Origin of the sequence: Palaeococcus pacificus DY20341 (assembly GCF_000725425.1) — an archaeon.
Lineage (GTDB): Archaea > Methanobacteriota_B > Thermococci > Thermococcales > Thermococcaceae > Palaeococcus > Palaeococcus pacificus.
On sequence record NZ_CP006019.1, the window covers coordinates 1,365,939 to 1,391,035 of the forward strand.

Here is a 25,097-nt window from a genome sequence, read left to right on the forward strand (position 1 = left end):
TATCAGCTCAGAGACATATTTATCGTGGTTTCTCCTATGTTCTCCAAGTACTCTAAAATGCGCCTGTAGCTGTCCATTGCTATTGACTTTTTGTAATCTATAGCATTTATGCGCTGCTTTAGCTCGTACATTAAACTGTCAATCTTCTTGAGGTCTTTCACTTTGACTTGGAGCATTATATCAGAGAAGGCCTTCTTTAGATAGGCAATTTCTATATCCTCATCAAAATCCTGGGAAATCCTAACTATGTGGTCGCCTACTCTCTCTATGTTGCGGACTATGAAGAGGATCCCAAGCAAATCGAAGCTCCTCTTTACTATTTGTGTACCTACAATAGAGGGCTGCGATAGAAGTTTGTTCACGGCGCGGAGTGCTAAAAAGTAAAACCTATCAAGTTCGTTTTCTAAATCCTGTATATCCCTTCTGATGGCCTTATCTTTTACCTGCTTCATGAGCTCCAAGTCCTCAAACATTGAGAGTATTATGGAGCTTATCCTCTCCAGTATTTCGTCTATATTAACCTCTTCATCGGCGAGCAGGCTTTTTGCAACTATTCTTCCGGGTTCATCAGCTATTATCTCCATCCCAGGCAGTATTTGAATTGTTTTTCTGATCTTTATCTTATAATGAGGAAGTTCGTCAAGAATTTCAATCTCTAATATGTCATAGCCCTGTATGTAAGCGGAGATAACGAGTCTAACGGCCATGTCTGGAGAATATTCCTTTGATATTTTGAGTTTTTTGCGTTCACTAACCTCTTTTGGCTTTTTTGGGAGAACAGTTATTGATCCATCCGGGTTTATCAAAAGCGGCACCACATCTCCCTGCTTAAGCTCATTCTCCTTTATCCACTTTTTAGGGAGTGAAATTATGTATGAGCTTCTGCCAGTAAATTGTATCTTCCTAAACTCCATAGTTATCACCAGGTCTATATAGCTGGTATGGAGTATAGGTGAGAGTATATAAATATTTTTGCTGAAGAATTTAAGAAGAAGCAAATAGAAGCGTTTATTCCTTTGCCAGCTCTATTCCCCTCTCCAGAGCTCTGATGTTTATTTCCCACAGTTTGGGCTTGAGCGTTTCTTTTATGCCTTCTTCTATGCTCTCTTTTTTGAGGGGAATTAATCCTTTTCCGCAGGCATAGCCGAGCATTAAAACTCCAAGGGTGCGCGGATTTATTTTATCGGCTTCGCTTTGGAAGTCCCTGACCTCAGTAGGACATATCTTTGAAAGTGCCTCTTTGATCTCTTCAACATCAGGATACTTCTCCTTTCCAACTAAAGTAGTTGCAGTATGAATTGGATATGCATTTACTATAGCATAGCTCTTCTTGCTTAAGAAGCGCGCGTTTCTTAGGGCTTCAGCTGGCTCAAGAGCGAGCACCAAATCAGCTTCACCTTCCTCTATTAGGGGAGAGTGCACATCACCAAACCTGAGGTATGAGAGAACACTACCATAGCGCTGGCTCATTCCAAGGGTTTCACCTATCCTAACATTGTAGCCTTCTTTCATTGCCGCATTCCCGACTATTCTCGAGAGTGTTAAACCGCCTTGACCGCCAACACCTGTGATAATTAGGTTGAACTCCATTTCAATCACCGTAGAAAATAGGGCTTTGACATTTTTAAAGGTTAAGCCAGTGCCTAAGGTTCTCTATCCTTAACTTATGTGGAAGCATTTTAGCACGCTAATAGTGCCTAAAACAAAGAAAAAAGGAGTTAAGCTTCGAGCTTTAACCTCTTAACGACGAACTCCTTATCGAGCGAAGCTAAGAAGTTCGCCAACCTCGGTCCCCTGTCTTTACCTATGAAGAGGTTGTATAAAGTTTTGAAGTAAGCTTTGCTTGGAATTCCTCTCTTCTTTGCAGCATCAAATATCACTCCGTTGAGCTCGTCAACGGTAAAGCTTTCCCTGTTCTCGAGCCACTCTGCCACCTCTGTCAAAGCTTCCTTTACCTTTTCCTCCACCTCAATTTGTGGAAGTTCTTCCAAGAGCGAGAACTTTACCATGTCTGGAGCGTACTTTTCAACCCAGTTCCTCGCCAACCTTATCCTAAGCTTTATTCTCTCCAAGTCCTCCCCATTCAGCTCAGTTGGAATGTGCCCTTGCTCTTGGAGCGTCCTTATTATGCCTTCCTCATCCAAGTGAGGCATCTGCACTAAGACCACCAAGAACCTGAAAGGCGCTTGGGCGATTAATCTCTGGGGAACTTTTGGCATTGCGAGCTCGTAAGTCCTCTTTAGTTCTTCTGCCTCTTCCTCGCTCTTTGCACTTTCTAGGCCAAAGTAGATCCTCTCCACTTTGTCGAACTCGTCGTAGAGGTTTAGTAAGCCAAGACCGAGATCAATCTTGAGCTCCTTATTGGGCCTGTGGCTCGCGTAGAGGAACCTTATTACTCCTGGCTCCAAGACCTCATAGAGGTCGCTCAATAAAATTACGTTACCCTTTGAGCCGCTCATCTTTCCTTTTTGTCCTTTAATTCCAACGAACTCATACATAAGCCCTAAAGGCCCGGGCTTTTCGAAGATTTTTTTAACTATCTCTTGACCTGTGTCCCAAGAGCTTCCAGCGGCGAGATGGTCTTTTCCAGCTGGCTCGAAATCAACATCGAAGTGAGCCCAACGCATAGGCCAATCTACACGCCACCTAAGCTTGACGTTGCCTTCCCTTATGTCCGTCTCGCCCTCGCTCCCGCAATGGGGGCACTTATACTTAACGCTCCACTCACCGTCCCACTCAACAAAATTTGCTTCCTTCCTACACTTTGGACAATAAATTTGCACAGGTTGCCAGTCCTCTTCCAAGTGGGGCTGCTTAGCTATGTCGCGGAACTTGTTTAGGACTTCCATTATCTTGCTCCTCTTCTCAAGGGCGAGCCTAACTTCATTTGCATATTCGCCACTTTTATAGAGCTCGCTTGCTCTAAGGAAGTCCACTTCAATGCCGAGCTTTTCAACTTCGCGCTCGAAGAGCTCCATAAAATGGGCTGCATAGCTCTCATGGCATCCCCATGGGTCAGGGACTTCACTAACAGGCATTGTCAAATATTGAGCCCACTCCTTTGGAACGTTCTTTGGTACTTTCCTAAACCTATCATAGTCGTCCCACATGTGGATGTGCCTCACCTTTTTGCCCCTATCCCTAAGGGCGTGACCCACAATGTAAGCTGTGAAGAGTTCTCTAAAGTTTCCTATGTGAACATATCCGCTTGGAGTAATCCCGCTCTCAACGACGTATTCTTCTTTGTCGCCGTGCTCCTTAATGATTTTCTCAACCATATAATCTGCCCAATGCACCATGATATCCCCTCCTTGGGTTTAAATACGTGGGGGCCTTTTTAAGCTTCACCTATACGAAAACTTTATAAAGTTGGTCTTTGCTAACTAACATTAGTTGTATTACTATCTAGTATGGTTGGAGTGTGATAATATGGAGTGGGAAGAACTCGGGACGTACCAACTCGAAAGCGCTCAAATATTTTTCCCAGCATCACTTGAGATACAAGAAGAGCTCCTCAAAGCAGGCTTTAAAGTTCCATATGACAAAGAAAAGAAGATTTCAACTCCGCTCCCCGTGATATCGGCATTTTCAAAAGGTACTGTTATCCCCAAAAACAGGCTTTTAAAAGCTCATGAATTCGAAGAAGACGATAAGTTTGTGAAAATCCCAAATGAAGAGGCACATTTAAAGTTTTTAACCAATGAAAAAGGTTACCTGACGCTTGAAATTGAACTTAAACGCTACCACCTCGAAGATTTGAACTTTGTATCAATTCCCCCAAGGATATGGAATGCATGGGTGAGCTTTTCGCTGAGTGCGGCCTTTTTGGACGATATTCTTGAAAGGCTAAGCAAACTTCGTGGAGAGACACCAAAAGGCATTTACATCGATTCGCGTGGCAGAAGTGGTAGAGAAATCGAAGTCTACGCTTACAAAGGCAGAAAGTATAAAGATTTAGGAATTCCTGTATATGCCTACTATTTGGGCCTTAATGGGTTGGAGCTGGCAGGAGAGTATTTTGCTGAGAAGGCCGATGAAAGTAGCATCGATAGAGATGTCTTAAACTTCCTAAAGCTCGGATTGAAGAAAAGCAAGAGTACAAGAGCGGGCTTAAAAGTAGGGCTCATATGGAAGGAAGGGGAACCCCAAAGGATAGCACTACGGCTCGGCACCAACTACCCGAGGGTTAAAATCCGCGGTCTGTACGGAGAACTGGAAGGAAAATCAAGAGGAGAGCTGAGCTACGGGGAGAGGCACTTCATGACGGTCCGGGCCAATGACTTCTACTGGGCATTGGAAAAAGTTAAAAGTGTCTTTGGAGGCTAATCAAAGTCCCATATCGTCCTTCCTTTGTAGAACATCATCACATAGCCGCAGCTCTTGCATATAACAATCTTGACCTTATGTGCCGTAAAGCCCCATTTGCTGTCAAGCTTACCCTCCTCAACTTGGAAATCCATACCTCCACAGAGAGGACACTTTAAGTGCTGCCTTTCCATAGTACCACCACTAAAAGTAGGAAAATATTGGATAAAAAGTTTACTCTCCCAAAATCGGCTGAAGAGTAAGAAAAGGAAAGGCAGATTACTTAAACTTCCTAAGCGCCATCTCTGCAGCAACGGTTATTGGATCAATTGTTGGGCTTATTGGAGGAGCATAGGCAGTTTCACCGTAGGCTATGTCCTCAACGGTTGCGCCCTTTTGAGCAGCAAAGCTCAATGCCATTATCCTTCCCCAAACTCTTTCTCCACCTACTATTTGTGCTCCTATCAAGCGCTTGTCCTCTTTTCTAAAGATGGCCTTCACGGTTATTGGCTTTCCTCCGGGGAAGTACTCGGGCTTGGTTGAGCCTTTGAACTTGCCGACAACTATGTCAATGCCTTCTCTCTTAGCTCTCTCCTGTGTCATGCCAAAAGTCCCTATTTCAAGGTCGAAGAGCTCGGTTATTGCTGTGTTAAATACGGGCCTAAACTTCTCCTCTCCTCCCAAAGCGTTTATTGCCGCTACCTTTGCCATCCTAACGGCAGTGGTTCCGAGCTGGCTTAGCATTCTCTCCCCGGTTACGGCATCAAAAACCTCAGCACAGTCACCAATGGCATAAATATCAGGGTCACTCGTCCTCAAGTACTCATCCACAATGATGCCCCTATTAACTTCAAGGCCCGCCCTCTTAGCCAGCTCAACGTTTGCCCTAACGCCGGTTGCCACTAAAACCAAATCTGCTTCAATTTCTTCCTCGCCGATTTTAACGGCCTTTACTGGACTTCCAATTATCTCACCAACGCCGACGCCGAACTTGAACTCAATGTCCTTCTCCTCGAGGTGCTTTTGCACTATTGATGCTGTATCCTTGTCGAGCATCGTCGGGAGCAGGTGTGGAAGCAACTCAACCACGAGAACATCCAAGCCAAGCTCCTTGAATGCAACTGCACCTTCAAGCCCAATCAATCCCGCACCTATTACAACGGCTCTCTTTGGTTTTTTCTCCTCTATGTAAGCTTTAATTTTTTTAACGTCATCCATGCTCTTGAGCGTGAAAACTCCATCCGCTTCAACACCTTTAATCGGTGGGACGAAGGCTTTTGAGCCGACGGCTAAAATGAGCTTATCGTAGTTTACTTCCCCTTTATCGGTTATGACAACCTTCTTCTCCCTGTCGATGGCCTTAGCCTCCGTATCGAGCATGAGCTGGATTTTTTGCTTCTCATAGAACTCATTTGGAAACACGATTATATTATCAAGTTTGGGTATCTTTCCGCTCAGGACGAAGGGCAGGGCGCATGGGGAGTACTGCATCGTCTTTTCCTTTCCTATCACAATAATTTCGGCTTTTCTATCGAGCTTTCTTGCGAAGAGTGCAAAGTTGCTCCCGGCTGTACCAGAACCAATAACAACGAGCCTCATTACGACCACCATAGAAAAGATATTTTGTGAGTATAAAAGCTTATCCGCAACAAAATAGGTTAAAGGAAAAGGTGGCTCAGAAGTATGTGCCCATTTCTTGGGCTATCTTCCTAAGCCTCTCAATCCTCTTCTCCGTTGGTGGGTGCGTTGAAAAGAGCGTTGCTATGCTCATTCCTCTAAATGGATTGACTATGAACATGTGCGCTGTTGCTGGGTTACCATCTCTTAGAGGCCTCCTTGACACGGCGTACTCAATCTTTTCAAGAGCACTCGCGAGAGCCCATGGCTTTCCGCTTATCTTAGCTCCCGTTTCATCAGCTAAAAACTCCCTCGAGCGGCTTATTGCGGCTTGGATAAGAGCTGCGGCTATTGGAGCGAGTATAGCAATCAGCAAAGCTCCTATAATGTTTCCACCCTCGTCTCTATCCCTTCCACCATAGCCTCCAAATATGGCAATCCACCTCGCCCAATAGGCAAGGTACATTATTGCACCCGCCATTGTGGCCGCGATGGTCTGAATTAGTATGTCCCTGTTTTTAATGTGGCTCAGCTCGTGGGCTATAACCCCTTCAAGCTCGTCTCTATTTAAAATCCTCAAAAGACCTTGAGTAACAGCAACGACAGCATGATTTGGGTTTCTACCGGTTGCGAAAGCGTTGGGGACTTCCGTTGGAATTATGGCTATTCTCGGCATTGGAAGGCCTGCCTCCTGAGTCAACCCCCTCACAATAGCGTAAAGCTCAGGAGCTTCAAACTCATCCACTATTCTGGCCCTATACCACGCTAAGACCATTTTATCGCTGTACCAGTAGCTTAGGAAGTTCATGAAGAGTGCAAAGAGGAACGCCATAAACATAACATTTGTTCCGCCGATTAAATAGCCTATCCCCATCAAGAGGCCCGTCATTACGGCCATTAAAAAGCCTGTCCTGAGCCAGAGCCCGAATCCCATCACTCCTCACCTCCTAAATTTAAATATGGAACTACTTCATCATAAACCTCACTCCAGTCAACAATTCCAATTCTCTTCCGAATGCCCTTATTTAAAAGCTCTAAAATTTCGTCCACAACTTCCGCTGGAGTTTTGCTTGTGGTGTCTACCTCTATGACGTTTTCGTGTTTTTCAATGGCCTCCACTAGGCACACATCCACAAGCTCAGCTTCGACGTTCTCACTAAGTTTCTGCTTCGAATAACCACGCTCTGAGAGCCTCTCCCCAACTATCTTTGGATGAGCTCTGAGGATTATAACTTGGTCAGCTGGAAGCAAATGACTTAAATGGCTGTCCAAAACGACATTTCTATCTTTGAGCTCTTCCTCGACAGCACGTGAGAGCTCGTCGATATCAAGTTCAAGCTCCTCTCCTACCTTTTCTCCCATGCCTCTGGCTATTGCAAAGTCCTTTATGTTTACATACTCATAGCCAAGCTTTTCAGCTAAAAGTTTACTTACCGTGGTTTTTCCCACGCCAGGGGTGCCGCTTACAGCTATTATCATTTTTTCACCGATGGTATTTTAGCAGAGCTTCCTTTTAAAGATATGCTTTTTTGCATAGACAAATGTCGAAAGCAAATTTAGCATTAAGCGAAAATCTTATATACTCCGAGAGTAATTATATCTCCTGGTGATTTCCATGGAAAACCTGAAGATACTCGAGAAGAGGTTGGAGATAGTGAGGAGGCAGAAGGAAAAGCTCCTCGCTGAAGAGGCTAGAATCTTGAGGATATTAAAGCAGGAGAAAATGAAAAAAGCTACAAGCTAATTCCTCTTTTATTCCAAATTTTTAAAATAAAAGCAAAGAGCTCAGAAGACGTTGAGCTCGTCCTTTAGAATCATTTCTCTGATCCTTATAATGTTGGCCAACCACTCGTCTGCTATCTCGTATGCTGGCCTCTCGATCTTCTCAATTGTGTAGCCCTTCTTTGGAATTATCTGCAGGCTTGCGACTAATGGCTCGTCAATTGGCTTTCCTATTTGGCTCAAAATTCTGACATAAACCTCTTCAACGCCTTCTACCTGCTCTGCAACGTCCCTAGCTATGAGATTAGCGAGGAGGTTGTAAATCTTACCCACGTGTGAAACTGGGTTCTTTCCAGCGGCAGCCTCCATACTCATGTATCTGTTTGGAGTGATCAAACCGTTTACTCTGTTGCCCCTTCCAACGCTTCCATCATCTCCAGCCTCAGCTGAAGTTCCTGTGACTGTTATGTAGTAAATGTCCTTCTCGGGATCATCAGCGGTGTTTACGTAAATGTTAACTTTTCTCTCCGTGTATTTGCCTACAAGCTCTTCCACGGCCTCATAAACTGCCTGCTTAGCTTCTAAATATTCTTGTGGGTTTTGCACTTCACTGTCAACCATTGCAGCTGCTATCGTGAGGTCTATCTCATCGCCCTTTCTAAGACCCATAACCTTAATGTCCTCACCTACGGCTGGGAACTTCTTCTTAAACTCATCGCTGTTGAGCATCTTCTCTGTCTCATAAACTATCTTCTCAACTTCGCTGAATGGAGCAAAGCCTACACCGAATGAGGTGTCGTTTGATAGAGGGATTGGGTTCTCCTTAGCCTTGTTGAAAACACCAACGAGGTCAACGCTACCTTGGCCTATTCTTGAGTCAATAACGACGTGCTCATCTATGTTGAGGTGTCTAACAGCCTTCCTTAGGTATTCCTTCGCAGCTTTTATTGCTACCTCATGAACAGGGAAAAGCTCTCTATCGATGAGTTCAACTGCTCTACCTGAGAGAAGTATGTAAATGGGCTTTATTACTTCTCCACCACCAAATCTTGGATAGGCCCTTCCTCCAACAACCTCAACTTGATCTGTGTTGTGGTGCAAAATTATGCCGTACCTCTTGATGTATTCTCTGCTCAATGCCCTGCTGACGGCCTCGGCTATTCCATCCGCAATGCTATCTGGGTGTCCAATTCCCTTCCTTTCGACGAGTTCAACCTTTTGCATCTCAACCGGAGTCTTATGAATCTCCTCAACAACTATATTCCTTCTCTTCTCCGCCATGATCATCACCTGATGAACTTTTACGTGCATAGCTCTGTCATGGGCTTTATATATTTTTCGGCATGATGGCAGGGCCAATATATAACTAGTGGTTATTAACAATAAAGGAAAAATTTATTATCCCTGAGAAACAATAAATAACTGGGGGTTATTATGGTAATATTTCCTAGACCGATAGATCCGCGGGAGATAAAGAAAATTAGAAAGGAATTAGGTATAACACAAGAAGAACTTGCCAAAAAAGCTGGAGTTACTCAGGCGTATATAGCGAAGCTTGAAAACGGAAAAGTTGATCCAAGACTTTCAACGTTTAACAAAATACTCGAAGCTTTATTGGAGTGCAAAAAAGGCAAAATCCGTGCAAAGAATATAATGTCTTCCCCCATAATTGGAGTTAAGCCCTATGAAAGCGTTGAGAAAGTTATAAAGCTGATGAACGAAAACAACATATCTCAAGTGCCTGTGATAGCGGGGAGCAAAATTGTAGGCGGAATAACCGAGAAATTGCTGGTCAGGAAGAGCTTGGAGTTTGAAGACATCTACGACCGGAAGGTTATGGAAGTCATGGACGAGCCTTTTCCAATAGTGAACGAAGAAGACGATATTGAGCTTGTTAAGTACCTCTTAGAGGAGCATCCCGCAGTTATAGTCCAAAATAAAGAGGGCGTCCCAGTTGGCATCATAACACGCTCGGACTTGTTCACGCTTAAAAGCTGATTTTCTTTTCAAAACTTTAAAATAGGGTGAAAAGCAATTCATTTAGGTGGTCTTATGGCATTAAGAGAGCTTGGTGATGGTTTATACCTTTACCCCGGAAGCCCATCAACAATGATTAAAGTCCACGAAGGAAAAGCTGTTCTCATTGATGTTGGGCACGGGAGTGGGCGGCATAAAGACCTAAAGAGAGAGGTTAAAAAGCTCGGGGTTGAAATTGAGGCGTTAATGGCAACTCACGGCCACGCTGATCATATAAGCGTCGTGCCGAAGCTTGAAAAGCCCCTGTTTATACACCGCTTTGAGTTCTCCGTTGCGGAAAGTCCTTTAAACCGGGAACTTTTGACTTTTGGTTCCAAGGCTCCAAAGGGCTTCCTTGTTTACCAGTTCCCTCAGGAGGTTAAGGCCCATGTCATTTTTGAGTGGGACGATGAGCTCTTTGGTTTGAGAACAATCAAGCTGGACGGCCACTCTCCGGGAATGACAGGGTTTTTAGATAAAGACAATGGGGTTCTATACGCTGGAGACAGCTTTTTCGGTGAAAAGATTATCCAAGCTGTTGGCGCTCCATACCTAATTGACCCAGAATTATTCAAAGCTTCAATTAAAGAATTACATAATTATGCAAATAAAGGCTTCACCATAATACCCTCGCATGGTCGAATGGTGAGAGGGGGAGAGGCCTTAGAGGTGCTCGACTTCAATTTAAAGCGCGTAGAGGAGATAGAGGAGAAAATTTTGGAGCTTTTAGAAAAGCCGATGAGCATAAGCGAACTATCTTATAGCCTAGCAAAGGCTTTCGACGCAAAAATAACTCCACAAACTCTGGCTTTGAACCAAGTGCCTATTAGGGCATTTATAGCAGAGCTTTACAATAGGGAGTTAATTGAAGCGGTAATAGAGAAGGACTTAAAGTGGAAGGTTAGAGGATGAGCATCAAAAGAAGCCGTCTGCATAGTCCTCCGGCTGACACAGGTAGCGGTAGGGGCAGTATTTACACATGAAGTTGTCCCACCCCTTAGGGGGCTTGTCCTTTTCGTAGTGCTTTTTAATTTTGTAGAACTGCCTGAGCGTCTCGTGGAAGAGCTTTTTATCGTAGGGGATTTCAAAAGCCCTGAAGCCTACACCTTCAACGAGCGGGAAGCGCGAGAAGTCTATCTTCCTTAAGCGCTCCTTCTCATTGCCCAACCTGACGTAATACAAGTAGCCCCACTCTGCATTTGCCCAGCGCATGTATATGTTGAGCTGGGCCAAGTGGTAGTCATATGGTTCTCTTGGCACACTCGTCTTTCCTTTGATTTCGATTGGGTGGCCTTTAAATGCATCTATCCTCCCGTGGATTTCAAAGCCCAAGCGCGGAGCTTTAAGAACCATGTGCTTCTCAAGCTCGTAATTGAAGCGCTTTTTGAGTATGTTCCCCAAGAGGTTGTGAATTCTAACCCCCTGCTCAAGCCTAATTTTAACATTTATCGGCCACCTCTGCGGGTAGCCTTTGAGGCGATAGTATATCCTTCGAGGGCACATCAAAGCCTCACTCGCGTAAAACTCCAATAGCTCATCGGCCATTTTACTCACTCCAAGGGTTCTCTACCGTATCTGAGGAAGCTGAGGTACTTTTCATCCTCGCCAACGAGGGCACTTATGAGAGAATCCACATAGGTATCGAACTCCTGCTTTTTAATAACTACGGTATGGTGCGCGTATTCGAGAGGGATTACATATTCGTCTTCCGCTGCAGACAACAGGTAAGAGAGCATCTCTAACTCCTTATTTTTCCCGAGCTTTGGGATTTCAAGGAGATATATCACGCCCCCATTAACAAATCTAACATAGAACGGCTGTATGTTTAAGACCGTCACCTTTTTTATTTTTCCCCTCTCGTAGATTTCCCTCTCTGAAAATAACGACACTATATTTTTTAGATGGCCATGTTTTTCTGCAACTTCTTTTATAACCTCCGGAAGAGACCATTTTCGCGATTTAGAGTAGTTAAACCGTATGTATCCTCTTTCTTTTGAAATTGCGTCGATTATTGGAACATCAAGCATGGGAGCAGGCTTGTTCTTTGTAGTCCTGTTATCCCCCGTGCCGTTTGCTGACTGCTTTTCAATGGCGGATTTCACCAAGTCATCTGTGTAGAACGTCTTTGCTATGGATGCCACATTCCCAGCAAAAAGCCTGTCGAGAGAGTGCAAATATTCGAGATATTCAAGAAAGATTATTACATCCTCACTGTACGATGGGTTCTCTTTAATTCCATCCACAAATTCAGCATCCAAACTGCGCTCTTTTATTAAATCAAAGATATCATTTTTCCGTGCTATTACTGTAGAGTAGTTAATCAGCCCTTCTGCTTCTAAATCCTTTTTCCATTGTGTCCATTCATCATCAAGCATATCTAAAAAAGCCCTGACCAAGTCCATCATTTCTATCTTATTTTCTTTGTAGATTTCCTTGATTGTAGTATCCACATAAGCAGGAGGCCTTGCTATTGAGCCACTTAAAGTTCCGTCCATCAAAATGAGCTCCGCTCCCTTGATCTCCCTCGTCATCGCGCCGATTCTATTTTCAAGGGTCTGCATGTGAAGTCTAATCCTCTCATCCACATGCTTATAAGGAGAGACTAACCCTATTTCGTGCCATTGCAGTAAATCCTTACCTATCGCAACCGAAGAGACTGCATAAACTATAGCTCCACTTAAGCGCTTTATCATCCTGCTGCCATCAACTGCGTAAACATTGACCTTCTTTGGCTGTGGGAAATCTTGCCAACGGTACTCCTTTGCCACGAGCTCCTTTAGGAGCTTTATCTTATCGAGCTGTGAGTCGAGGTACTTCCTGACCTCCTTCAAGTGGCTCTCGCTAATACGCGGCAAGACTCTCCACCTCTACCCTGCTCTTTCCACCAACTAACGAAACCCTAATCACGTAATCCGCTGCATCTTTAAGCTCCTCGTCATGAGACACTATTATAACCTGCGGTATTTTCCTCAAGTGCTGCGTTATTATGTCTATGAGCTTCTTTCTTCTCTCTTCGTCTAAGAAAGGCGTCGGCTCGTCCAAAATGAGGAGCTCGAGGTTTCTGACTTTGTAGAGCGACAGTGCCAACCTAAATGAAAGACCGAGAGCTATCCTCTCGCCTCCACTTAAAAAATCAATGCCCTGCTCTTCACCTTGGTATAAAACTGCTATCCTAATCCTCTCCTTACCATACCTCTTCTCGCGGATTATCTTAATGCCCTGGTACTTCCTTTCCGTCATTTCCGAGAACAACTCGCTCGCAACTTTTTCAACTTCCTCAAGTCCCCTGCGTTCCGCTTCAGCCTTGAATTTGATTAACTTCTCTCTCAGCACTTTCATATCGGCCATGACCTTTTCTACTGCCTTTATCTTTGCTTGAGCGCTCTTAACCTCCTCAAGCTGCTTCCTTAAACCTTCTAAACGTTTTGTTACTTCTTCTTTAAGTCTTTCCTGGCCCTCAATTTCTGCTTTAATGCTGGCAACTTTGTTTGAGAGATTCAAGTACTCATTTTCAACTCTCTCAAACTCTTCCTTTGAGAACTCTTTTTTAAGCTTTTGAACTTTTGCTTTAATCTCTTGGAGCTCTTTTTTGAGCTTTTCCAGTCCCTTAATCTTCAGCCCCATTTTCTCCTCGAGGATTCTCTTTCTCTTTTCCTTTAAGCTCAGTTCAGAAGGAATGCCCTTTAGTTGAAGATACTCTCTGTAAATGGGGTCAATCCGTTCAAGCTCCTCCTCAACATCTTCAAATGACGAGAAGCCCTCTTTAGAGAGCTCATTCAATATCCGGTTTACTCTCGCATTCAGAGCCTTCATCTCATTTTCAGCTCTCTCTTTTTCCATCATAAGCTTTTCCAGCTTTTCGAGCTCTCTGTTAATGCTGGTCATCTCCTTCTTGAGTTCAATGGCCTTTCTCTTGACCTCTTCGAATTCATCAGCTTTTTTCTTTAGCTTTTCAACGTCGTAGCCTTTCAGCTCTTTTTCAACTTCTTCGAGAAGTTCGAGTGTTTTTTGGAGCTTTAGAAGCTTTCCTTCAGTTGCCTTGATACTTTCGAGTTGTTTCTTCTCTTCAGTGAGCTCTTTTAGTTTTTCTTTGAGTTCTTTTCTCCTTTTCTCAATCTGTGCGAACTCCTCTCTATACTCACGCATTATTTCCTCTTCATCGTGCTCTTCCATAGGCCTCTTACACAGTGGACACTCCTTCGCTCCTTCAAGCTTTGAGAGGTTTTGTCTTAAGCTGTGCTCAAGCTTGTTTAAGCCGCTGATTTCTTCTCTTATCTTAATTATTTCTTCATCAACTTCCTTTGCCTTTTCTTTAGCTTTGTTGACCCCTTCAATCTCGCTGAGAAGCTTTTCTTTAGTGTATCCCTCTTTTTTAAGTTCCATCTCATGCCTTTCTTTCTGAGCTAAAAGCTGCATGGCCTTCTCATACTGCTCAACGGAGCGTTTTAACTCGTTGTATGTTTTAATTGCTTTGGTATATTCCTCTCTCTTTATCTGGAGCTCTTTCTCCTTTTCTTTAAGCTCCTCAATCTGCTCCCCAATATTCTTAAGCTTTTGTTCTAGACGAGACATCTCAATTTTGGCCTTGTGAAGGTCATCTTTTTTAGATAGAACAGATTTGAGTTTGGGATATCTCTTGTTAACCCACTCAATCTCCTTAAGCCTCTTCTCTTTCCCCTTGAGGTCTTGGATCTCTTGTTGGAGCTCTTTTATTCTCTCTTCGAGATGGGTTATGGACTCTTTTATCTCGTTGAGCTCTCCTTCTTTCCTGATCTCCTCTCTTTCAAGTTCTTCGAGAAGTTCTTTAGTGTTTTTAAGCTGGGAGTATCTGGAGGATACTGCTTTGAACTTCTCCTTAAGTTCTCCTTCCAAAAGTCTAAGCTCATTGATAGATTTAAATACTTCCTTGAGCTTTCTTTCAGCGTCTTCTATTTGAGATTTTACATCTCCCGCTCCCAGTATGACGCCCTCCAAGTGTTCTTTCTCTCTCCTCAGCTCTCTTATAACCTCTTGAGCATTTTTCTCGGCGTTTTCGTAGTCCTCAATTCCAAGGACTTTCCTCAAAACCTTCTCTCTCACATCTTCATCCGTTAAAATGCTCTCAATCTCTCCCTGTCTGATATAGAGGGCATTTCTATAAACATGGATTGGATACAAATAGCGCTCCACCCATCTCGCTATATCGCTGTCTTTGTCCGCAATTATGCTGCCATTTTCTTTAAGATAGCTCTCTCCAAGGGACTTTCTCACAATTTCATACATCTTTCCCCCATGTTCAAATTTTAATGTAAGCTCAAAGCCAGACTTGGAGTCCACCCTGGTGTTAACTTTCTTATATCCCCTCGGGAAGCTCCCATGGCCGAGGTAGAACGAGGCAAATATGGCCTCAAGAATAGAGCTCTTTCCAGAACCGTTTTGTCCAATTACTAAGTTTATACCATCGTTAAATTCCACGTAAGACTTTTCATGAGCCCTAAAATCCTTTATGGCGAGTGCTCTAATCCTCATGATTACCACCGCTATTTGACCTTAATCCAGGCATCAAGCTTCCCAACAGCTTTTTTCTTCACATTTTTCTCAACTTTTTGAGCTTTGGGAGCTTTTTTGCTCTGCACTTCTATCATTTCCCTCTTTTCTTCTCTCTTAGGTTCGTACCTCTCCAAGAGCCATTCCAAAAAGCTGTCCAATTCCTTTAGAAACTCCTTTGGTTCCACAGCCAGCTGAGAGAATAGCTCTCTCTCAAAGGCCGTGAAGAATTCCTCTTCTTTAATCTCCCTATCAATTAGCACAGCCTCAGACGTCACTCTGTTGTTGAAGCTGTAGTATGCTAAGCCCCAGTCGTCTAAGAGGGGATAAAACTCACTTACATGCACTCCCCCTCTCACAGTTCCTTCGAGAGTTACTAAAGCTATGCTGTCTCTCTCAACGTAGTCCCTAATGTCCGCAAGCTTTCTCTTAAGCTCTTCCTTAGAGTTTCCTCTTACGGTGATGTTGTAAAATGGCCTCGTCTCTATCTCAATAAATTGGGGCTCAAAGTCCTCCACTATGTAAAACCCCTTTGCGTTGGGGCCGAGCTCTTCCTCTCTTCTCGTTAGGTTCTCCAATTTCAGCCTTTTGTCGTAGATTATCCTATGGCTAGCCTCTCTAATCTCCGTCCTTTCAAGAGAGCCTGGGTAAATTATATCACCGCTGAAACCGCTCTTTCCGTGCTCGAGCTCCTTCCTCATGTGTATGTGCCCCAAAGCATAGTACTCAAAACCATCCGGGAGTTCACTCAGCTTTAAGTCAAAGGCATTTTGATAAGGCGTTCCTTCGGCGAGGTAGTCTATAGCTTGATGAAGCATTAAAATAGCGTTTTTCTCGCCTCTGAATATGTGTTTAATCTTACTAAGCCCATCTTTGCTTATCAGCTGCCATCTGCTGTGGTGCCTTAGTCCATAAATTTTCAAATCTCCAACTGTGCCATGAACTAAGTAAATACTGCCTTTTTTCATGCTCTTTTGAAACTCGCTTTCACGTGGCGACTTCTTAATGCCAAGCGTATAAATCAACCCTAAGTGCTCTAAAAGGTCGTAAATCGAAGTATCCCTTATCGTTTTGTCATGGTTTCCCTCTATGGCAAATACTGGGATATCCTTTTTCTTTGCGAGGCTCAAAATCTCAACAGCGTCTCTTATGGCTTTGGGCGAAGGCTTGCTGACGTGGAAAAAATCGCCTGAGAGGAGTATAAAGTCAACGCCTTCCCTTATTGAAATCTCCATGGATTTTCTAAATACCTCTACGTAGTCTCTATATCTAAAAGGCTGCTGAAACTGCTCTCTACCCAAGTGAACGTCAGCTATGTGGGCAAACTTCATCTCACTCACCAGCAAAGTCTGCTAAATCAAAATCCTCTCTTTCTTCACCTTCGCTCCATTCCTTAACAATATCTATGTCACCGCCGCCGTAGTAGCCCTTGAACTCATCTTTAAAGCTGTATATCTTGACCATAGCGGGAAGAGAAATGGCGTAGCCGACTATAACTGCTTCACCTATTCCCAAGGAAGCTATGTCCATAAGTAAATCCTCACTTATCTGCTCGCTCGCCTGCTGGACGTATTTTTGGTCATGGGGCTCAACCAAGCGGAGGATTATCTTTGTGTTCGTCTGGCTTAAAATATCATCGTCGAGCTTTTTGGGCCTTTGTGAAACAATTCCAAGTCCTATACCGAACTTTCTTCCTTCTCTAGCTATTTTGCCTAACCAGTGGGATGCTTGCGTCTTTTCACCTCTAGGAGCGAATATGTGGGCTTCCTCTATGACCAAGAGGAGGGGCTTTGTCAGAGCAGGGAACTTTTCTCTTATCATTTTTAGTGTAGCAGCATCGTTCGTCCTAAGGGCCTTCATATACTGGACGCGGTATTTTAGAACTCCCCTAAGGAGATAGGAAGCTAAAGCAATCATTTGATCCTCTTCCATACCGCTCAGGTCTATGATGTTTGCCATTCCTGGGACTATCTCGGATAGAACGTTTCCAAGCTTTATGAACTCACCAAAGTTTGCTTTAAGCTCTTGGAGGTAGTCTTTTATCCTAATCAGTGAATCCAAGTCTCTCGCCTGTATCTTTCTTTGGAGAACCCTTCCCTGTGAGTCATAATAATCAATAAAAGCTTCTTCTCCTTTTGATTTATTCTCATAAGTCCTTATCCACTCTTCAATTTGGTCTTCGAGAGCCTCTACAAATGACAGCCCACCCAGCACTTTAGCTTGGTTTTTAGCCTCCCATTTAACTGTGTGGTAAGCTAAGCTCAAAAAGCGCCTCTGGAGTGAGGCATTCTCCGCTATCCCTAAAAGAGTTGCAAACTCGCTGATAGTGATTTTAGAGGGGTCTATCGTGGCCTTTATGGGGTTTACTCTAGCGTTTTTCCAAGTTAGGGATGAGTACTCCCCATGAGGGTCTAAAATGACTATAGTCCCCCTCGTCTTGTCAATAATTTCTTTTGTTAGAACTGCTATTGTATTGGACTTTCCTGCTCCCGTAACAGCTAAGACGGCAAAGTGCCTAGAGACGAGCCTATCCACATCCAGCCCAACTTCAACATCAGCTCTAGCCAAGAGCCTTCCTATCCTAATGTGCCCATTTGAGAAAATCTTCTTCAAATCATCATTATCTGCAAGTTTAACAACTTCTCCGGGCTTTATTGGGACTCTATTTGGTATCTGCCTAAATTCAAAATCCCCACTCTCAATGTCCTCTTTGGTTTTTAGAACCCCTAAAACCTTGGCGCTTGCTATTATCGACTCGCTCTTATCCAAAACACCCTTAGAAAAAATTGTAACTGTCTTTTCTATGTAGTCGTAGCTCCCTCTTCCCGCACTCATAAGCCAGTTGATGTTTTTCACACTCTTAACGACAGCTAATACCTCTTCACCGTTCCTATTTTTAACCACAACAAACTCTCCAAAATTGGGCATGTTCTTTGGATCAACTATAAATGTGAAGTAGTCTGTGCTGGATTCTCCATAGACTATGCCAACTTTGTCCTCCATTTTCCCACCTTCAAATATTTACTAACTAAATGAATAAAAAGCTTGCGCTATCTCAGCTCTATGCTAATCCTATCTCCCACATCGATTATGGCGTAGTGCCCCCTAGAGAGCGGCCCGGGGTTTACAATGAGCGTTTTACCAATTTCATCAACTCCTCTCGCCTCGTGTATGTGACCGCAGATAACAAGGGGCGGTTGCTTTTCTTCGATGAAGTGCTTCAAGGCTTTACTTCCTACATGAACCCCTGTATAGGTTTTATCGACTTTCGTGCCGTATGGAGGGGCGTGGATTAGAAGTATATCGCCCTCACGGTAGTTTCTCTCCACGCTATCCCTTATATGCCCATCATCGAACTCCCATATAGTCGAGAACGGTGTTATATTTGAGCCGCCGAAGCCCACTATTCCAAGGCCTTTAAACTCAACCCTTTTATCGTGAATGTTAATCCCTTTCTCTTCAAAGAGCTCCAAAACGTCCCTCCCGTCACAGTTGCCCATGACAGCGAGAATTGGCTTTCCAAGTTCTTCCAATATGGTTAATAACCGCTCAGCTTGCTCACGTCCACCAAAGTGCGTTATGTCCCCTCCTATCAGGAGCAAATCGAAGTCAAAGCCTTTAAGCTCTTCAACAAACTCCCTAGCCTTACCCGCTCTTCCGTGGAGATCAGTTACCGCTACAATCCTCATACCCTCACCTCCAAAAAGTTAAATTCAAAAGAGGAAGACCTCAACCTCTTCGCCTTCTTCGAGAATTTCTACTGTTTCGGGAACCTCTATAAATCCATCGGCATCAACGAAGCTCGTCACTGCGCCGCTGCCTTTTAGTATTGGAACAGCCTCTTCGCCTTCAATCTTAACAGGCAAAAACTGGCGCCTTCCTTTAACGGAGAACACTTTAAAGGCGAGCTTCTTTTGCACTTTCCTGTGCTCGCCCTTGAGTCCTAAGAGCTTTCTCAAGAGCGGCGCCACCAATAGCGTGAAGTTTGTGAGGCATGAGGTTGGATAACCAGGGAGGCCAAATACGGGCTTTCCTTGGATTTGGCCGATTATTGTGGGCTTCCCCGGCTGAATCGCTATGCCGTGGATGAAAACCTCACCATGAGCTTCAATTATAGAGCTCGTCAAGTCCCTAACACCTGCGGAAGCCCCTCCTGAGAGTATGACCATATCGTACTTAAGCCCCTCAAAAATCTTCTCCTTTAAGCTCGCCTCATCGTCTTTCGCTATGCCTAAAAAGTACGCTTCCGCGCCGAGCTCCCTTATCGCATCGGTGATTGCTCTTCCGTTTATGTCGTAAATCTTTCCTACTCCAAGTTCATCTCCAGGGAGTATTATCTCGTTGCCCGTGCTTATCACCGCCACTTTCGGCTTTTTGAAAACTTTGACTTTTTCAAATCCAAGGGCTGACAGGAGTGCCGTATCCTTGAAGGTGAGCTTCTTTGAGGCCTTTAAAACCTCTTTACCCTTTACTATGTCGCTTCCAGCCTTCATAACGCCTGCCTGGGGATAGTAAGGCTTGTAAACTATCAGTTCGTCTCCCTCAACATCAACCTCCTCAAGCATTGCAACGGCATCGGCGCCCTTTGGAAGCGGAGCACCTGTTGATATTCCGACGGCTTGGCCTTCTTTGAGCTCGATTGTGGGAACGTCACCCGCATTTATTTGACCTACAATCTCCAAGCGCACGGGCTCGCTCTCGCTGGCTTTCCAAGTGTCTTTACTTAAGAGGGCATACCCATCAACTGTCGCCCTATCAAATGGGGGCACGTCTATTGGTGCCTTTACGTCTTCAGCCAAGACTCGCCCAAGAGCTTCTTCTAAAGGAATTTCCTCTATTTGAGGCTTTAAACCGAAGGAATCGATTACCTTTAGCGCTTCCTCGAGAGGAACTACTTTCAAGAACCCCATGCTACCACCCAAATAACTTACGAAAAAAGCTAAATAAAGTTATTGGAGTTAAGTAAAGCTGTTTAACAGTATCAAAAAAGTATTGTTTTTTCTCCGTGGACACAAAAAGAGAGGTTATTTCAAAAAGCTGACCTCTTTGAAGCTGTTGAATCCATTTATGAGATCAAAAGCCTCATTGGAATATTCCACGCTTCCACCGGTTTTAGAATTGGTTTAAAAGCCATAAAAGGATTTGATTCACCGTTCATTTGTGAGACTCACTTTCACATAAACGGATTCATAGCCCGGGTTGAGGATTACGAGGTAGTAGTCCCCCTTAGGGATGGTCGCCTCAAGCACCACGCTTTTTGTGTTCTCCCAAGCCTTGTAGGGTGTTCCTGTTTCACCCGATTTAAGCTTTTGGAGCTCTTCCCCATTGAAGATGTAGACACTTATTGGGGCCGAGCTTTCTATGGTTCCTGAAAGGTGAGATTCGCTCAAAAGCTCGTAGTAAACAGCACTCCTTGGATTTAGAACCTGCTCACTGCTGTAAACTCTCTCCTTTGATGACGCAAAGTAAGAAAATCCAGCGTAGCCTAATGTTGAAGCTATCATGAGGATTATTGCAAAGAGCGAGATGCTCTTTTTGATGTTTCCCAATTTATTCACCAATAGAGATTTGGTGGGAGAGTATAAAAGGGGTTCGTTGATGACTTCATGATTTACTTTATCATGACATTACTGCAAGCTCAGCTCTTTTTGAGGATTTCTAAAATCCTCTCCTCACCCAAAGGTAAAACCAAAGGCCTCGATAAGTGCCTTCTCGCATCTGGAGGAACTTCATATATCTTTTGCTTAAGCTCACGGGGCACTTCGATGGGGATTAGCGTTTTTGGCATCTTATGGCCGCACTTTTTGCACTTCAAGTAATCTCCTTTGCTCTTCATCGTTCCTCCGCACTTGGGGCACTTGGGCTTTTTGTACTCAACTTTTTTGGCGAGCTTCGCGGGATAGAACTTCTCAAGGTTGAGCGTCAAAACGCCTTCAAACTCCTTAACCCCTCCAGCAGCGATAATCTCGTCGCCTTCAATAAGCTCTCTCACATAGCGCCTAAACCCCTTAGTCGGCTCGAAAGCGGCTACCCTAATCTTCCCCGTCTCATCGGCAAGCTCAAAGAAGACGTGCCTTCCCTTTTCCCACCAATCCTTGACAACTTTCCCCTTAACGACAGCACTTTCGAGAGGTTTAAGCTCACCAATGCGCCTGAACCTTAAGTGGTCGTCTGTGTTTTGGTTCGTCTTAAAAACTTGGAAAAACTCCACAGGCTCCTCGAAGATTATACGCTCAAACGCTGAGAGCACCTTTTTCTCATCAATTCCTCTAATTCCAACTAAAACCGGGTCTTTGCCGTGCGGCGTTATCAAAACGCTCCCCTTTTCCCAATCCACGTTGTCGTAGGTGAGGGGGTAAAAGCGTTTATCCATCTCAAAGACGCTCTCCTTATTTACGCGCCTCTTTGTCCCCCAGAGCTCCCTCCCGCGGTATGCCAATAACTCATAAGTAAATCTATCAAGTGGGTGCCCAATTGAAGCTAATGCCCCTATTATACCGCGCCCGATCTTGAACTTGTGAACCTCGGCGCCGACTTCCTTAGCTGCTTTCTCAGCCTCCTCTATGCTCACATGCTCCCAAATTGCTTTATAAGTAAACTCGGTGAGCTCCTTTGGAACTTCGCCCTCTAAGAAGACTACTCCAGGATTTGTGTTTTCATGAGAAAAATCAGATAACGACTTAACCATATCCAAAACGAGCTCTTTAATCCTAGAAATATCCTTCTCATCAGCTTCAAAGCTCATTGCAACGGCGCCGTTGCCCCTAGTTTTGTAGGGTACATTTGGATTAAGCCTAATCAAGCGGGGAAGGTCTATAGGGTGAGCTAAGCGGGAGATTTCTCTATAGAGCAAAGCGCCCACATAAGTTGTGCACATGCCATTTGGGGAGTCCGTGTCGTCGATGCCTATGTGAATCATCATCAAGCCGTAAAATAGGACATGAAGTTAAAAGGTTATCCCTCCCACTCCTCTCTAAACATCTCATAATACAGGACATCAACGTAGCCAAATTTTGGAATATAAACGTGCTTTTTTAATTTCCCAGCTAAGTTAAAGCCGTTCTTCTCTAAAACTCTCTGTGAGCCAATGTTAGGTTCAAAAACCCTTGCATAGACTTTTCTCAAGTTCAGATACTCAAAAGCATAGTTGAGCATTAACTTAACGGCCTCGCTCATGTAGCCTTTTCTCCAATACTTCTTCCATAAAAAGTAGCCCAGCTCGGCGTGTCCATTCTTGTGGTCTATATTGTGGAGTCCAATGACACCCATCAGTTCTGCAGTTGTGGCATTGAGTATCGTAAAGACTTTATGTTTCTCTTTATTCTTTCTAACGTTCTCGTACCACTCCATTTCATCTTCAAGATAAAAAATCTCCTCAGGATTCATCAAGAACTCCCTAAGATCCCTGTCGTTGAACCACTCCCAAATCTTGGGCATGTCCTCTTTCAACAGCAAACCCAGAGATACATTTTCACCGCTTAATATAATCGGCCGTCTCATAATTATCACAGCATATAACTAACTTTCCATAGTAATAAACCTAACGGAGAGAAACTTTTAAACGTCCAAGTCGTATTTACAAATGATGACAATGGAGAAAGCGAGACTGGTCAGAATTGTTGAGAGCATACTCCACGGCACCGGGTTTAAGACCGCCAGAATGGATTTTAAAGGTTCATGCTTTGACTTAGTGGGCAATAAACTCTTTTTGCTGCTCTTTGTTAAAGTTCTCCAAAACATTGACAGCCTTACTCAAGAGCAGGCTGATGATTTAAAGCGCTTAGCTAAGTTCTTCCAAGCTACGCCCTTGCTGGTGGGTATTAAGAGCAAGAACGACGAGCTTGAGGAGGGAGTGGTTTACGAGCGTTTTGGCATCTATGCGCTGAATCCACAAACCCTCTACGATGTGCTCGTCGAAAATGAGCTTCCCGCTATCTTTGCCGAGCGTGGAGGATTCTATGTTAACGTGGATGGGGAGCTTTTGAGGAAGCTTAGAGAGAGGAGAGGCTACAGCGTTGGCGAACTGGCGAGAATGCTCGGCGTTTCAAGAAAAAGCCTCCAAAACTATGAGAGGGGCGAACAGGCCGTTAGTTTGGATGTAGCTTTGAGGCTCGAGGAGATATTCGATGAGCCTATAGCTAAGCCCATAGATATCCTAACTGCTAAAGTCGAAGCAAACCTCAACGTGAAACCCGAAAATCAGCTCGAGAGGGAGATACTTGAGAGACTGAAGGGGCTAGGCATGGGCGTGATAAAAATAAGAAAAGCTCCTTTTAATGCGGTTTCAAGAGAGGATGAAGTTAGGATACTAACGGGCATTGACTCTAAAAAGACCTCCACAACTGTAAAGAGGGCGCAGATGGTCAGCGAAGTTAGCAAGATAATCCACAGCGACGGCTTGTTTATAATTGAGAAGACCAAGACCGAGGTCATTGGAGAAGTGCCTCTAATCCCCAAGGAGACCCTTAGAGAAGTTAAGGACGCCGATGAGCTTATAGACATCATTGAAAGTCTAAAAAGAGAGATAAGAAAAAAGCTCTTCATCCCTAACCAAAGATAACCTTCTTCCAGATTTTTTTAACGTTTTCGACATATTTCGATGGTGAAGCAACTAAAACCACCCATCTAGGGGTTTGTCTTCTTTTTAAGGCGTTTGCCAGAGGGGTCACTTTCGTGAGAGGTTGGAACTCACCAGTCGGTAGGTGAACATTTATCTCCGTGGCCTTTAGTCTGGGCTCGCTGAGCATCAAATCAGCTATTGAGAACTCTATTATGACCTCCCCCTCCTTAGCACCAACCGCATCGGCTAATCTCCTCTCAAGTTCTTGTCTCTTTTTGACGTTCCTATACGCACTTAAGAACTCTCTCTTTTCCTCTGCACTGAGCTCGTCGGCGCTTGCCAAAACGGCCGCTTTAAAGAGGTCTCTATACTTAACGCGCTTAACTATTTCGCTTGGGTAGCCTTCTAAGTCCTCAAGCTCGATTATAACTCTACAGTCGTTCATCTTCCAGAACTCCCAGAGGTGCCCCTCTTCCAAGGCGAATTCCAAAGCCCTTGTAAGCATTCCCTCTGCTATCTTTACAGTGTGGTGGAAGTAAACCCTTGAGTACATGAGAGCCCGAGCTACCATCATTCCCTCAATTGCCTCAATGCCCTTCTCGTCCACCACAAGCTCATCGTTGTATATCCTAAGGGTCTTTAGAATTCTCTCGAAGTCCACAATTCCGTGAGCTACACCCGTGTAGTGGGCGTCTCTCATCAAATAGTCAAGCTGGTCGACATCAACGTCACCATGGAGCATCTGACCTAAATAGCGCTTTTCATACTTTCCCAACAAGAGCGCTGCAACTTCTTGGGGCTTTATTCCATACTCTTCAAGAACTTCAGGTATCAGCTTCCTGCTCTCAACTTCCCCATCTATTATATCTATGTTACCCAAGATAATGCTTTGGCCTAAGCGCATGTGGTCGTATTCTTTCACATAGTGCTGGTAGATCTGCTCAAACGTGTGTGAAAACGGCCCATGTCCTATGTCGTGGAGGAGAGCACTAGCTTGAAGAAGAAGTTTTTCTTCCTCATTTAGTCCAATTTCCTCACCCAAACGCTTAGCTACGTAGTAAGTCCCCAAAGAGTGCTCAAAGCGTGAATGGTTTGCTCCGGGGAAAACAAGATAAGCCATTCCAAGCTGTCTGATCCCTCTAAGCCTCTGGAACTCGGGAGTTTTAATCAAATCCAAGATAAGGCCTTTAACTTTCATGCTTCCATGAAGAGGATCATGGATTATCTTTCCGTCCATTACCTTCACCTAAAGAAAAGTTAGAACAGAGCTCTTAAATAGGTTTTGGCATTTTGACAATTTATCCCGAGTTAATATTGTCGTAATAATCACTGCAATTGAAAGAAAGGAAAA

The 25,097-nt window shown here is 44.2% G+C and carries 24 protein-coding genes; 5 read left to right on the forward strand and 19 right to left on the reverse strand.

From position 1 onward, the window contains the following. Positions 1–2: 2 nt before the first annotated feature. The 3 genes from PAP_RS07500 to lysS all read right to left on the reverse strand — a co-directional run bounded on the left by PAP_RS07500 (position 3) and on the right by lysS (position 3,299). Positions 3–914 (reverse strand): phosphate signaling complex PhoU family protein, encoded by a 912-nt coding sequence (locus PAP_RS07500; protein ID WP_048165422.1) that lies wholly within the window; start codon positions 912–914, stop codon positions 3–5. Positions 915–1,008: 94 nt separating this feature from the next. Further along, positions 1,009–1,590, reverse strand: coding sequence for an indolepyruvate oxidoreductase subunit beta (locus tag PAP_RS07505; RefSeq protein WP_048165423.1), 582 nt, complete (start codon positions 1,588–1,590; stop codon positions 1,009–1,011). Positions 1,591–1,718: 128 nt separating this feature from the next. Further along, a complete protein-coding gene (gene lysS / locus PAP_RS07510; RefSeq protein ID WP_048165424.1) occupies positions 1,719–3,299 on the reverse strand; it encodes a lysine--tRNA ligase in 1,581 nt (526 codons plus the stop codon). A gap of 130 nt (positions 3,300–3,429) precedes the next feature. Here lysS and PAP_RS07515 point away from each other — a divergent pair, with 130 nt between their 5' ends. After that, positions 3,430–4,326 (forward strand): hypothetical protein, encoded by an 897-nt coding sequence (locus PAP_RS07515; RefSeq protein WP_048165425.1) that lies wholly within the window; start codon positions 3,430–3,432, stop codon positions 4,324–4,326. Here the strand turns inward: PAP_RS07515 and PAP_RS10335 are convergent. The 4 genes from PAP_RS10335 to PAP_RS07530 form a co-directional block, all read right to left on the reverse strand. After that, on the reverse strand, positions 4,323–4,499 hold the full coding sequence (locus tag PAP_RS10335) for a hypothetical protein (protein ID WP_169738672.1): 177 nt from the start codon (positions 4,497–4,499) through the stop codon (positions 4,323–4,325). The genes PAP_RS07515 and PAP_RS10335 overlap by 4 nt on opposite strands. Positions 4,500–4,584: 85 nt before the next feature. Beyond that, the gene (locus tag PAP_RS07520; protein ID WP_048165426.1) at positions 4,585–5,904 is read right to left on the reverse strand and encodes an NAD(P)/FAD-dependent oxidoreductase; all 1,320 of its coding nucleotides are present in this window, start codon (positions 5,902–5,904) and stop codon (positions 4,585–4,587) included. Between the two features lie 76 nt (positions 5,905–5,980). After that, positions 5,981–6,856, reverse strand: coding sequence for a zinc metalloprotease HtpX (gene htpX / locus PAP_RS07525; RefSeq protein ID WP_048165427.1), 876 nt, complete (start codon positions 6,854–6,856; stop codon positions 5,981–5,983). Further along, positions 6,856–7,401 (reverse strand): adenylate kinase family protein, encoded by a 546-nt coding sequence (locus tag PAP_RS07530; protein WP_048165428.1) that lies wholly within the window; start codon positions 7,399–7,401, stop codon positions 6,856–6,858. The genes htpX and PAP_RS07530 overlap by 1 nt, the downstream gene beginning before the upstream one ends. A 127-nt stretch (positions 7,402–7,528) precedes the next feature. Here PAP_RS07530 and PAP_RS10285 point away from each other — a divergent pair, with 127 nt between their 5' ends. Beyond that, complete coding sequence (locus tag PAP_RS10285) at positions 7,529–7,666, forward strand: hypothetical protein (RefSeq protein ID WP_158442509.1); 138 nt, start codon at positions 7,529–7,531, stop codon at positions 7,664–7,666. A 41-nt stretch (positions 7,667–7,707) separates the two neighbouring features. Here the strand turns inward: PAP_RS10285 and PAP_RS07535 are convergent, their stop codons facing one another. Continuing rightward, entirely contained in the window at positions 7,708–8,925 is a 1,218-nt protein-coding gene (locus PAP_RS07535) for a methionine adenosyltransferase (protein ID WP_048165429.1), read from the reverse strand. A 153-nt stretch (positions 8,926–9,078) separates the two neighbouring features. Between PAP_RS07535 and PAP_RS07540 the strand changes: the two genes are divergently transcribed. After that, positions 9,079–9,642 (forward strand): CBS domain-containing protein, encoded by a 564-nt coding sequence (locus PAP_RS07540; RefSeq protein ID WP_048165430.1) that lies wholly within the window; start codon positions 9,079–9,081, stop codon positions 9,640–9,642. A 54-nt stretch (positions 9,643–9,696) separates the two neighbouring features. Continuing rightward, positions 9,697–10,572, forward strand: a complete 876-nt coding sequence (locus tag PAP_RS07545) for an MBL fold metallo-hydrolase (protein WP_048165431.1) — start codon at positions 9,697–9,699, stop codon at positions 10,570–10,572. A 3-nt stretch (positions 10,573–10,575) separates the two neighbouring features. On the opposite strand, the gene cas4 is transcribed toward PAP_RS07545, so the two are convergent. From cas4 to PAP_RS07595, 10 genes are all read right to left on the reverse strand, one after another. Further along, positions 10,576–11,205 (reverse strand): CRISPR-associated protein Cas4, encoded by a 630-nt coding sequence (gene cas4, locus PAP_RS07550; RefSeq protein WP_048165432.1) that lies wholly within the window; start codon positions 11,203–11,205, stop codon positions 10,576–10,578. 5 nt (positions 11,206–11,210) lie between these two features. Continuing rightward, entirely contained in the window at positions 11,211–12,515 is a 1,305-nt protein-coding gene (locus PAP_RS07555) for a DNA double-strand break repair nuclease NurA (RefSeq protein WP_048165433.1), read from the reverse strand. Continuing rightward, positions 12,502–15,168 (reverse strand): DNA double-strand break repair ATPase Rad50, encoded by a 2,667-nt coding sequence (gene rad50, locus PAP_RS07560; RefSeq protein WP_048165434.1) that lies wholly within the window; start codon positions 15,166–15,168, stop codon positions 12,502–12,504. The genes PAP_RS07555 and rad50 overlap by 14 nt, the downstream gene beginning before the upstream one ends. Positions 15,169–15,179: 11 nt before the next feature. Beyond that, entirely contained in the window at positions 15,180–16,517 is a 1,338-nt protein-coding gene (locus PAP_RS07565) for a metallophosphoesterase family protein (RefSeq protein WP_048165435.1), read from the reverse strand. Position 16,518: 1 nt separating this feature from the next. After that, complete coding sequence (locus tag PAP_RS07570) at positions 16,519–18,189, reverse strand: ATP-binding protein (RefSeq protein ID WP_048165436.1); 1,671 nt, start codon at positions 18,187–18,189, stop codon at positions 16,519–16,521. Between the two features lie 47 nt (positions 18,190–18,236). After that, on the reverse strand, positions 18,237–18,875 hold the full coding sequence (locus PAP_RS07575; protein ID WP_048165437.1) for a metallophosphoesterase: 639 nt from the start codon (positions 18,873–18,875) through the stop codon (positions 18,237–18,239). Positions 18,876–18,899: 24 nt separating this feature from the next. Continuing rightward, positions 18,900–20,096 (reverse strand): molybdopterin-binding protein, encoded by a 1,197-nt coding sequence (locus PAP_RS07580; RefSeq protein ID WP_048165438.1) that lies wholly within the window; start codon positions 20,094–20,096, stop codon positions 18,900–18,902. A gap of 237 nt (positions 20,097–20,333) precedes the next feature. Beyond that, complete coding sequence (locus tag PAP_RS07585; protein WP_144368008.1) at positions 20,334–20,744, reverse strand: hypothetical protein; 411 nt, start codon at positions 20,742–20,744, stop codon at positions 20,334–20,336. An 80-nt stretch (positions 20,745–20,824) separates the two neighbouring features. Then, positions 20,825–22,108 carry a tRNA(Ile2) 2-agmatinylcytidine synthetase TiaS gene (gene tiaS, locus PAP_RS07590; RefSeq protein ID WP_048165994.1) on the reverse strand — a complete coding sequence of 428 codons (1,284 nt, stop codon included), beginning with the start codon at positions 22,106–22,108 and terminating at the stop codon, positions 20,825–20,827. A gap of 32 nt (positions 22,109–22,140) precedes the next feature. After that, complete coding sequence (locus PAP_RS07595; protein ID WP_048165440.1) at positions 22,141–22,686, reverse strand: GNAT family N-acetyltransferase; 546 nt, start codon at positions 22,684–22,686, stop codon at positions 22,141–22,143. Between the two features lie 91 nt (positions 22,687–22,777). Here PAP_RS07595 and PAP_RS07600 point away from each other — a divergent pair, with 91 nt between their 5' ends. After that, the gene (locus PAP_RS07600; protein WP_048165995.1) at positions 22,778–23,746 is read left to right on the forward strand and encodes a transcriptional regulator; all 969 of its coding nucleotides are present in this window, start codon (positions 22,778–22,780) and stop codon (positions 23,744–23,746) included. On the opposite strand, the gene PAP_RS07605 is transcribed toward PAP_RS07600, so the two are convergent. Then, on the reverse strand, positions 23,733–24,983 hold the full coding sequence (locus PAP_RS07605; RefSeq protein ID WP_048165441.1) for an HD domain-containing protein: 1,251 nt from the start codon (positions 24,981–24,983) through the stop codon (positions 23,733–23,735). The genes PAP_RS07600 and PAP_RS07605 overlap by 14 nt on opposite strands. Positions 24,984–25,097 lie beyond the last annotated feature (114 nt).

Bases quoted from the DNA above. Each gene is read 5' to 3' on its own strand.
- PAP_RS10335 (WP_169738672.1), bottom strand. From the start codon at position 4,499: ATGGAAAGGCAGCACTTAAAGTGTCCTCTCTGTGGAGGTATGGATTTC.
- PAP_RS07565 (WP_048165435.1), bottom strand. From the start codon at position 16,517: ATGAAGTTTGCCCACATAGCTGACGTTCACTTGGGTAGAGAGCAGTTT.
- lysS (WP_048165424.1), bottom strand. From the start codon at position 3,299: ATGGTGCATTGGGCAGATTATATGGTTGAGAAAATCATTAAGGAGCAC.
- PAP_RS07505 (WP_048165423.1), bottom strand. From the start codon at position 1,590: ATGGAGTTCAACCTAATTATCACAGGTGTTGGCGGTCAAGGCGGTTTA.
- tiaS (WP_048165994.1), bottom strand. From the start codon at position 22,108: ATGATGATTCACATAGGCATCGACGACACGGACTCCCCAAATGGCATG.
- PAP_RS07520 (WP_048165426.1), bottom strand. From the start codon at position 5,904: ATGAGGCTCGTTGTTATTGGTTCTGGTACAGCCGGGAGCAACTTTGCA.
- rad50 (WP_048165434.1), bottom strand. From the start codon at position 15,168: ATGAGGATTAGAGCACTCGCCATAAAGGATTTTAGGGCTCATGAAAAG.
- PAP_RS07515 (WP_048165425.1), top strand. From the start codon at position 3,430: ATGGAGTGGGAAGAACTCGGGACGTACCAACTCGAAAGCGCTCAAATA.
- PAP_RS07535 (WP_048165429.1), bottom strand. From the start codon at position 8,925: ATGGCGGAGAAGAGAAGGAATATAGTTGTTGAGGAGATTCATAAGACT.
- htpX (WP_048165427.1), bottom strand. From the start codon at position 6,856: ATGGGATTCGGGCTCTGGCTCAGGACAGGCTTTTTAATGGCCGTAATG.
- cas4 (WP_048165432.1), bottom strand. From the start codon at position 11,205: ATGGCCGATGAGCTATTGGAGTTTTACGCGAGTGAGGCTTTGATGTGC.
- PAP_RS07595 (WP_048165440.1), bottom strand. From the start codon at position 22,686: ATGAGACGGCCGATTATATTAAGCGGTGAAAATGTATCTCTGGGTTTG.
- PAP_RS07530 (WP_048165428.1), bottom strand. From the start codon at position 7,401: ATGATAATAGCTGTAAGCGGCACCCCTGGCGTGGGAAAAACCACGGTA.
- PAP_RS07600 (WP_048165995.1), top strand. From the start codon at position 22,778: ATGGAGAAAGCGAGACTGGTCAGAATTGTTGAGAGCATACTCCACGGC.
- PAP_RS07605 (WP_048165441.1), bottom strand. From the start codon at position 24,983: ATGGACGGAAAGATAATCCATGATCCTCTTCATGGAAGCATGAAAGTT.
- PAP_RS07500 (WP_048165422.1), bottom strand. From the start codon at position 914: ATGGAGTTTAGGAAGATACAATTTACTGGCAGAAGCTCATACATAATT.
- PAP_RS07570 (WP_048165436.1), bottom strand. From the start codon at position 18,189: ATGGAGGACAAAGTTGGCATAGTCTATGGAGAATCCAGCACAGACTAC.
- PAP_RS07545 (WP_048165431.1), top strand. From the start codon at position 9,697: ATGGCATTAAGAGAGCTTGGTGATGGTTTATACCTTTACCCCGGAAGC.
- PAP_RS07580 (WP_048165438.1), bottom strand. From the start codon at position 20,096: ATGGGGTTCTTGAAAGTAGTTCCTCTCGAGGAAGCGCTAAAGGTAATC.
- PAP_RS07575 (WP_048165437.1), bottom strand. From the start codon at position 18,875: ATGAGGATTGTAGCGGTAACTGATCTCCACGGAAGAGCGGGTAAGGCT.
- PAP_RS07540 (WP_048165430.1), top strand. From the start codon at position 9,079: ATGGTAATATTTCCTAGACCGATAGATCCGCGGGAGATAAAGAAAATT.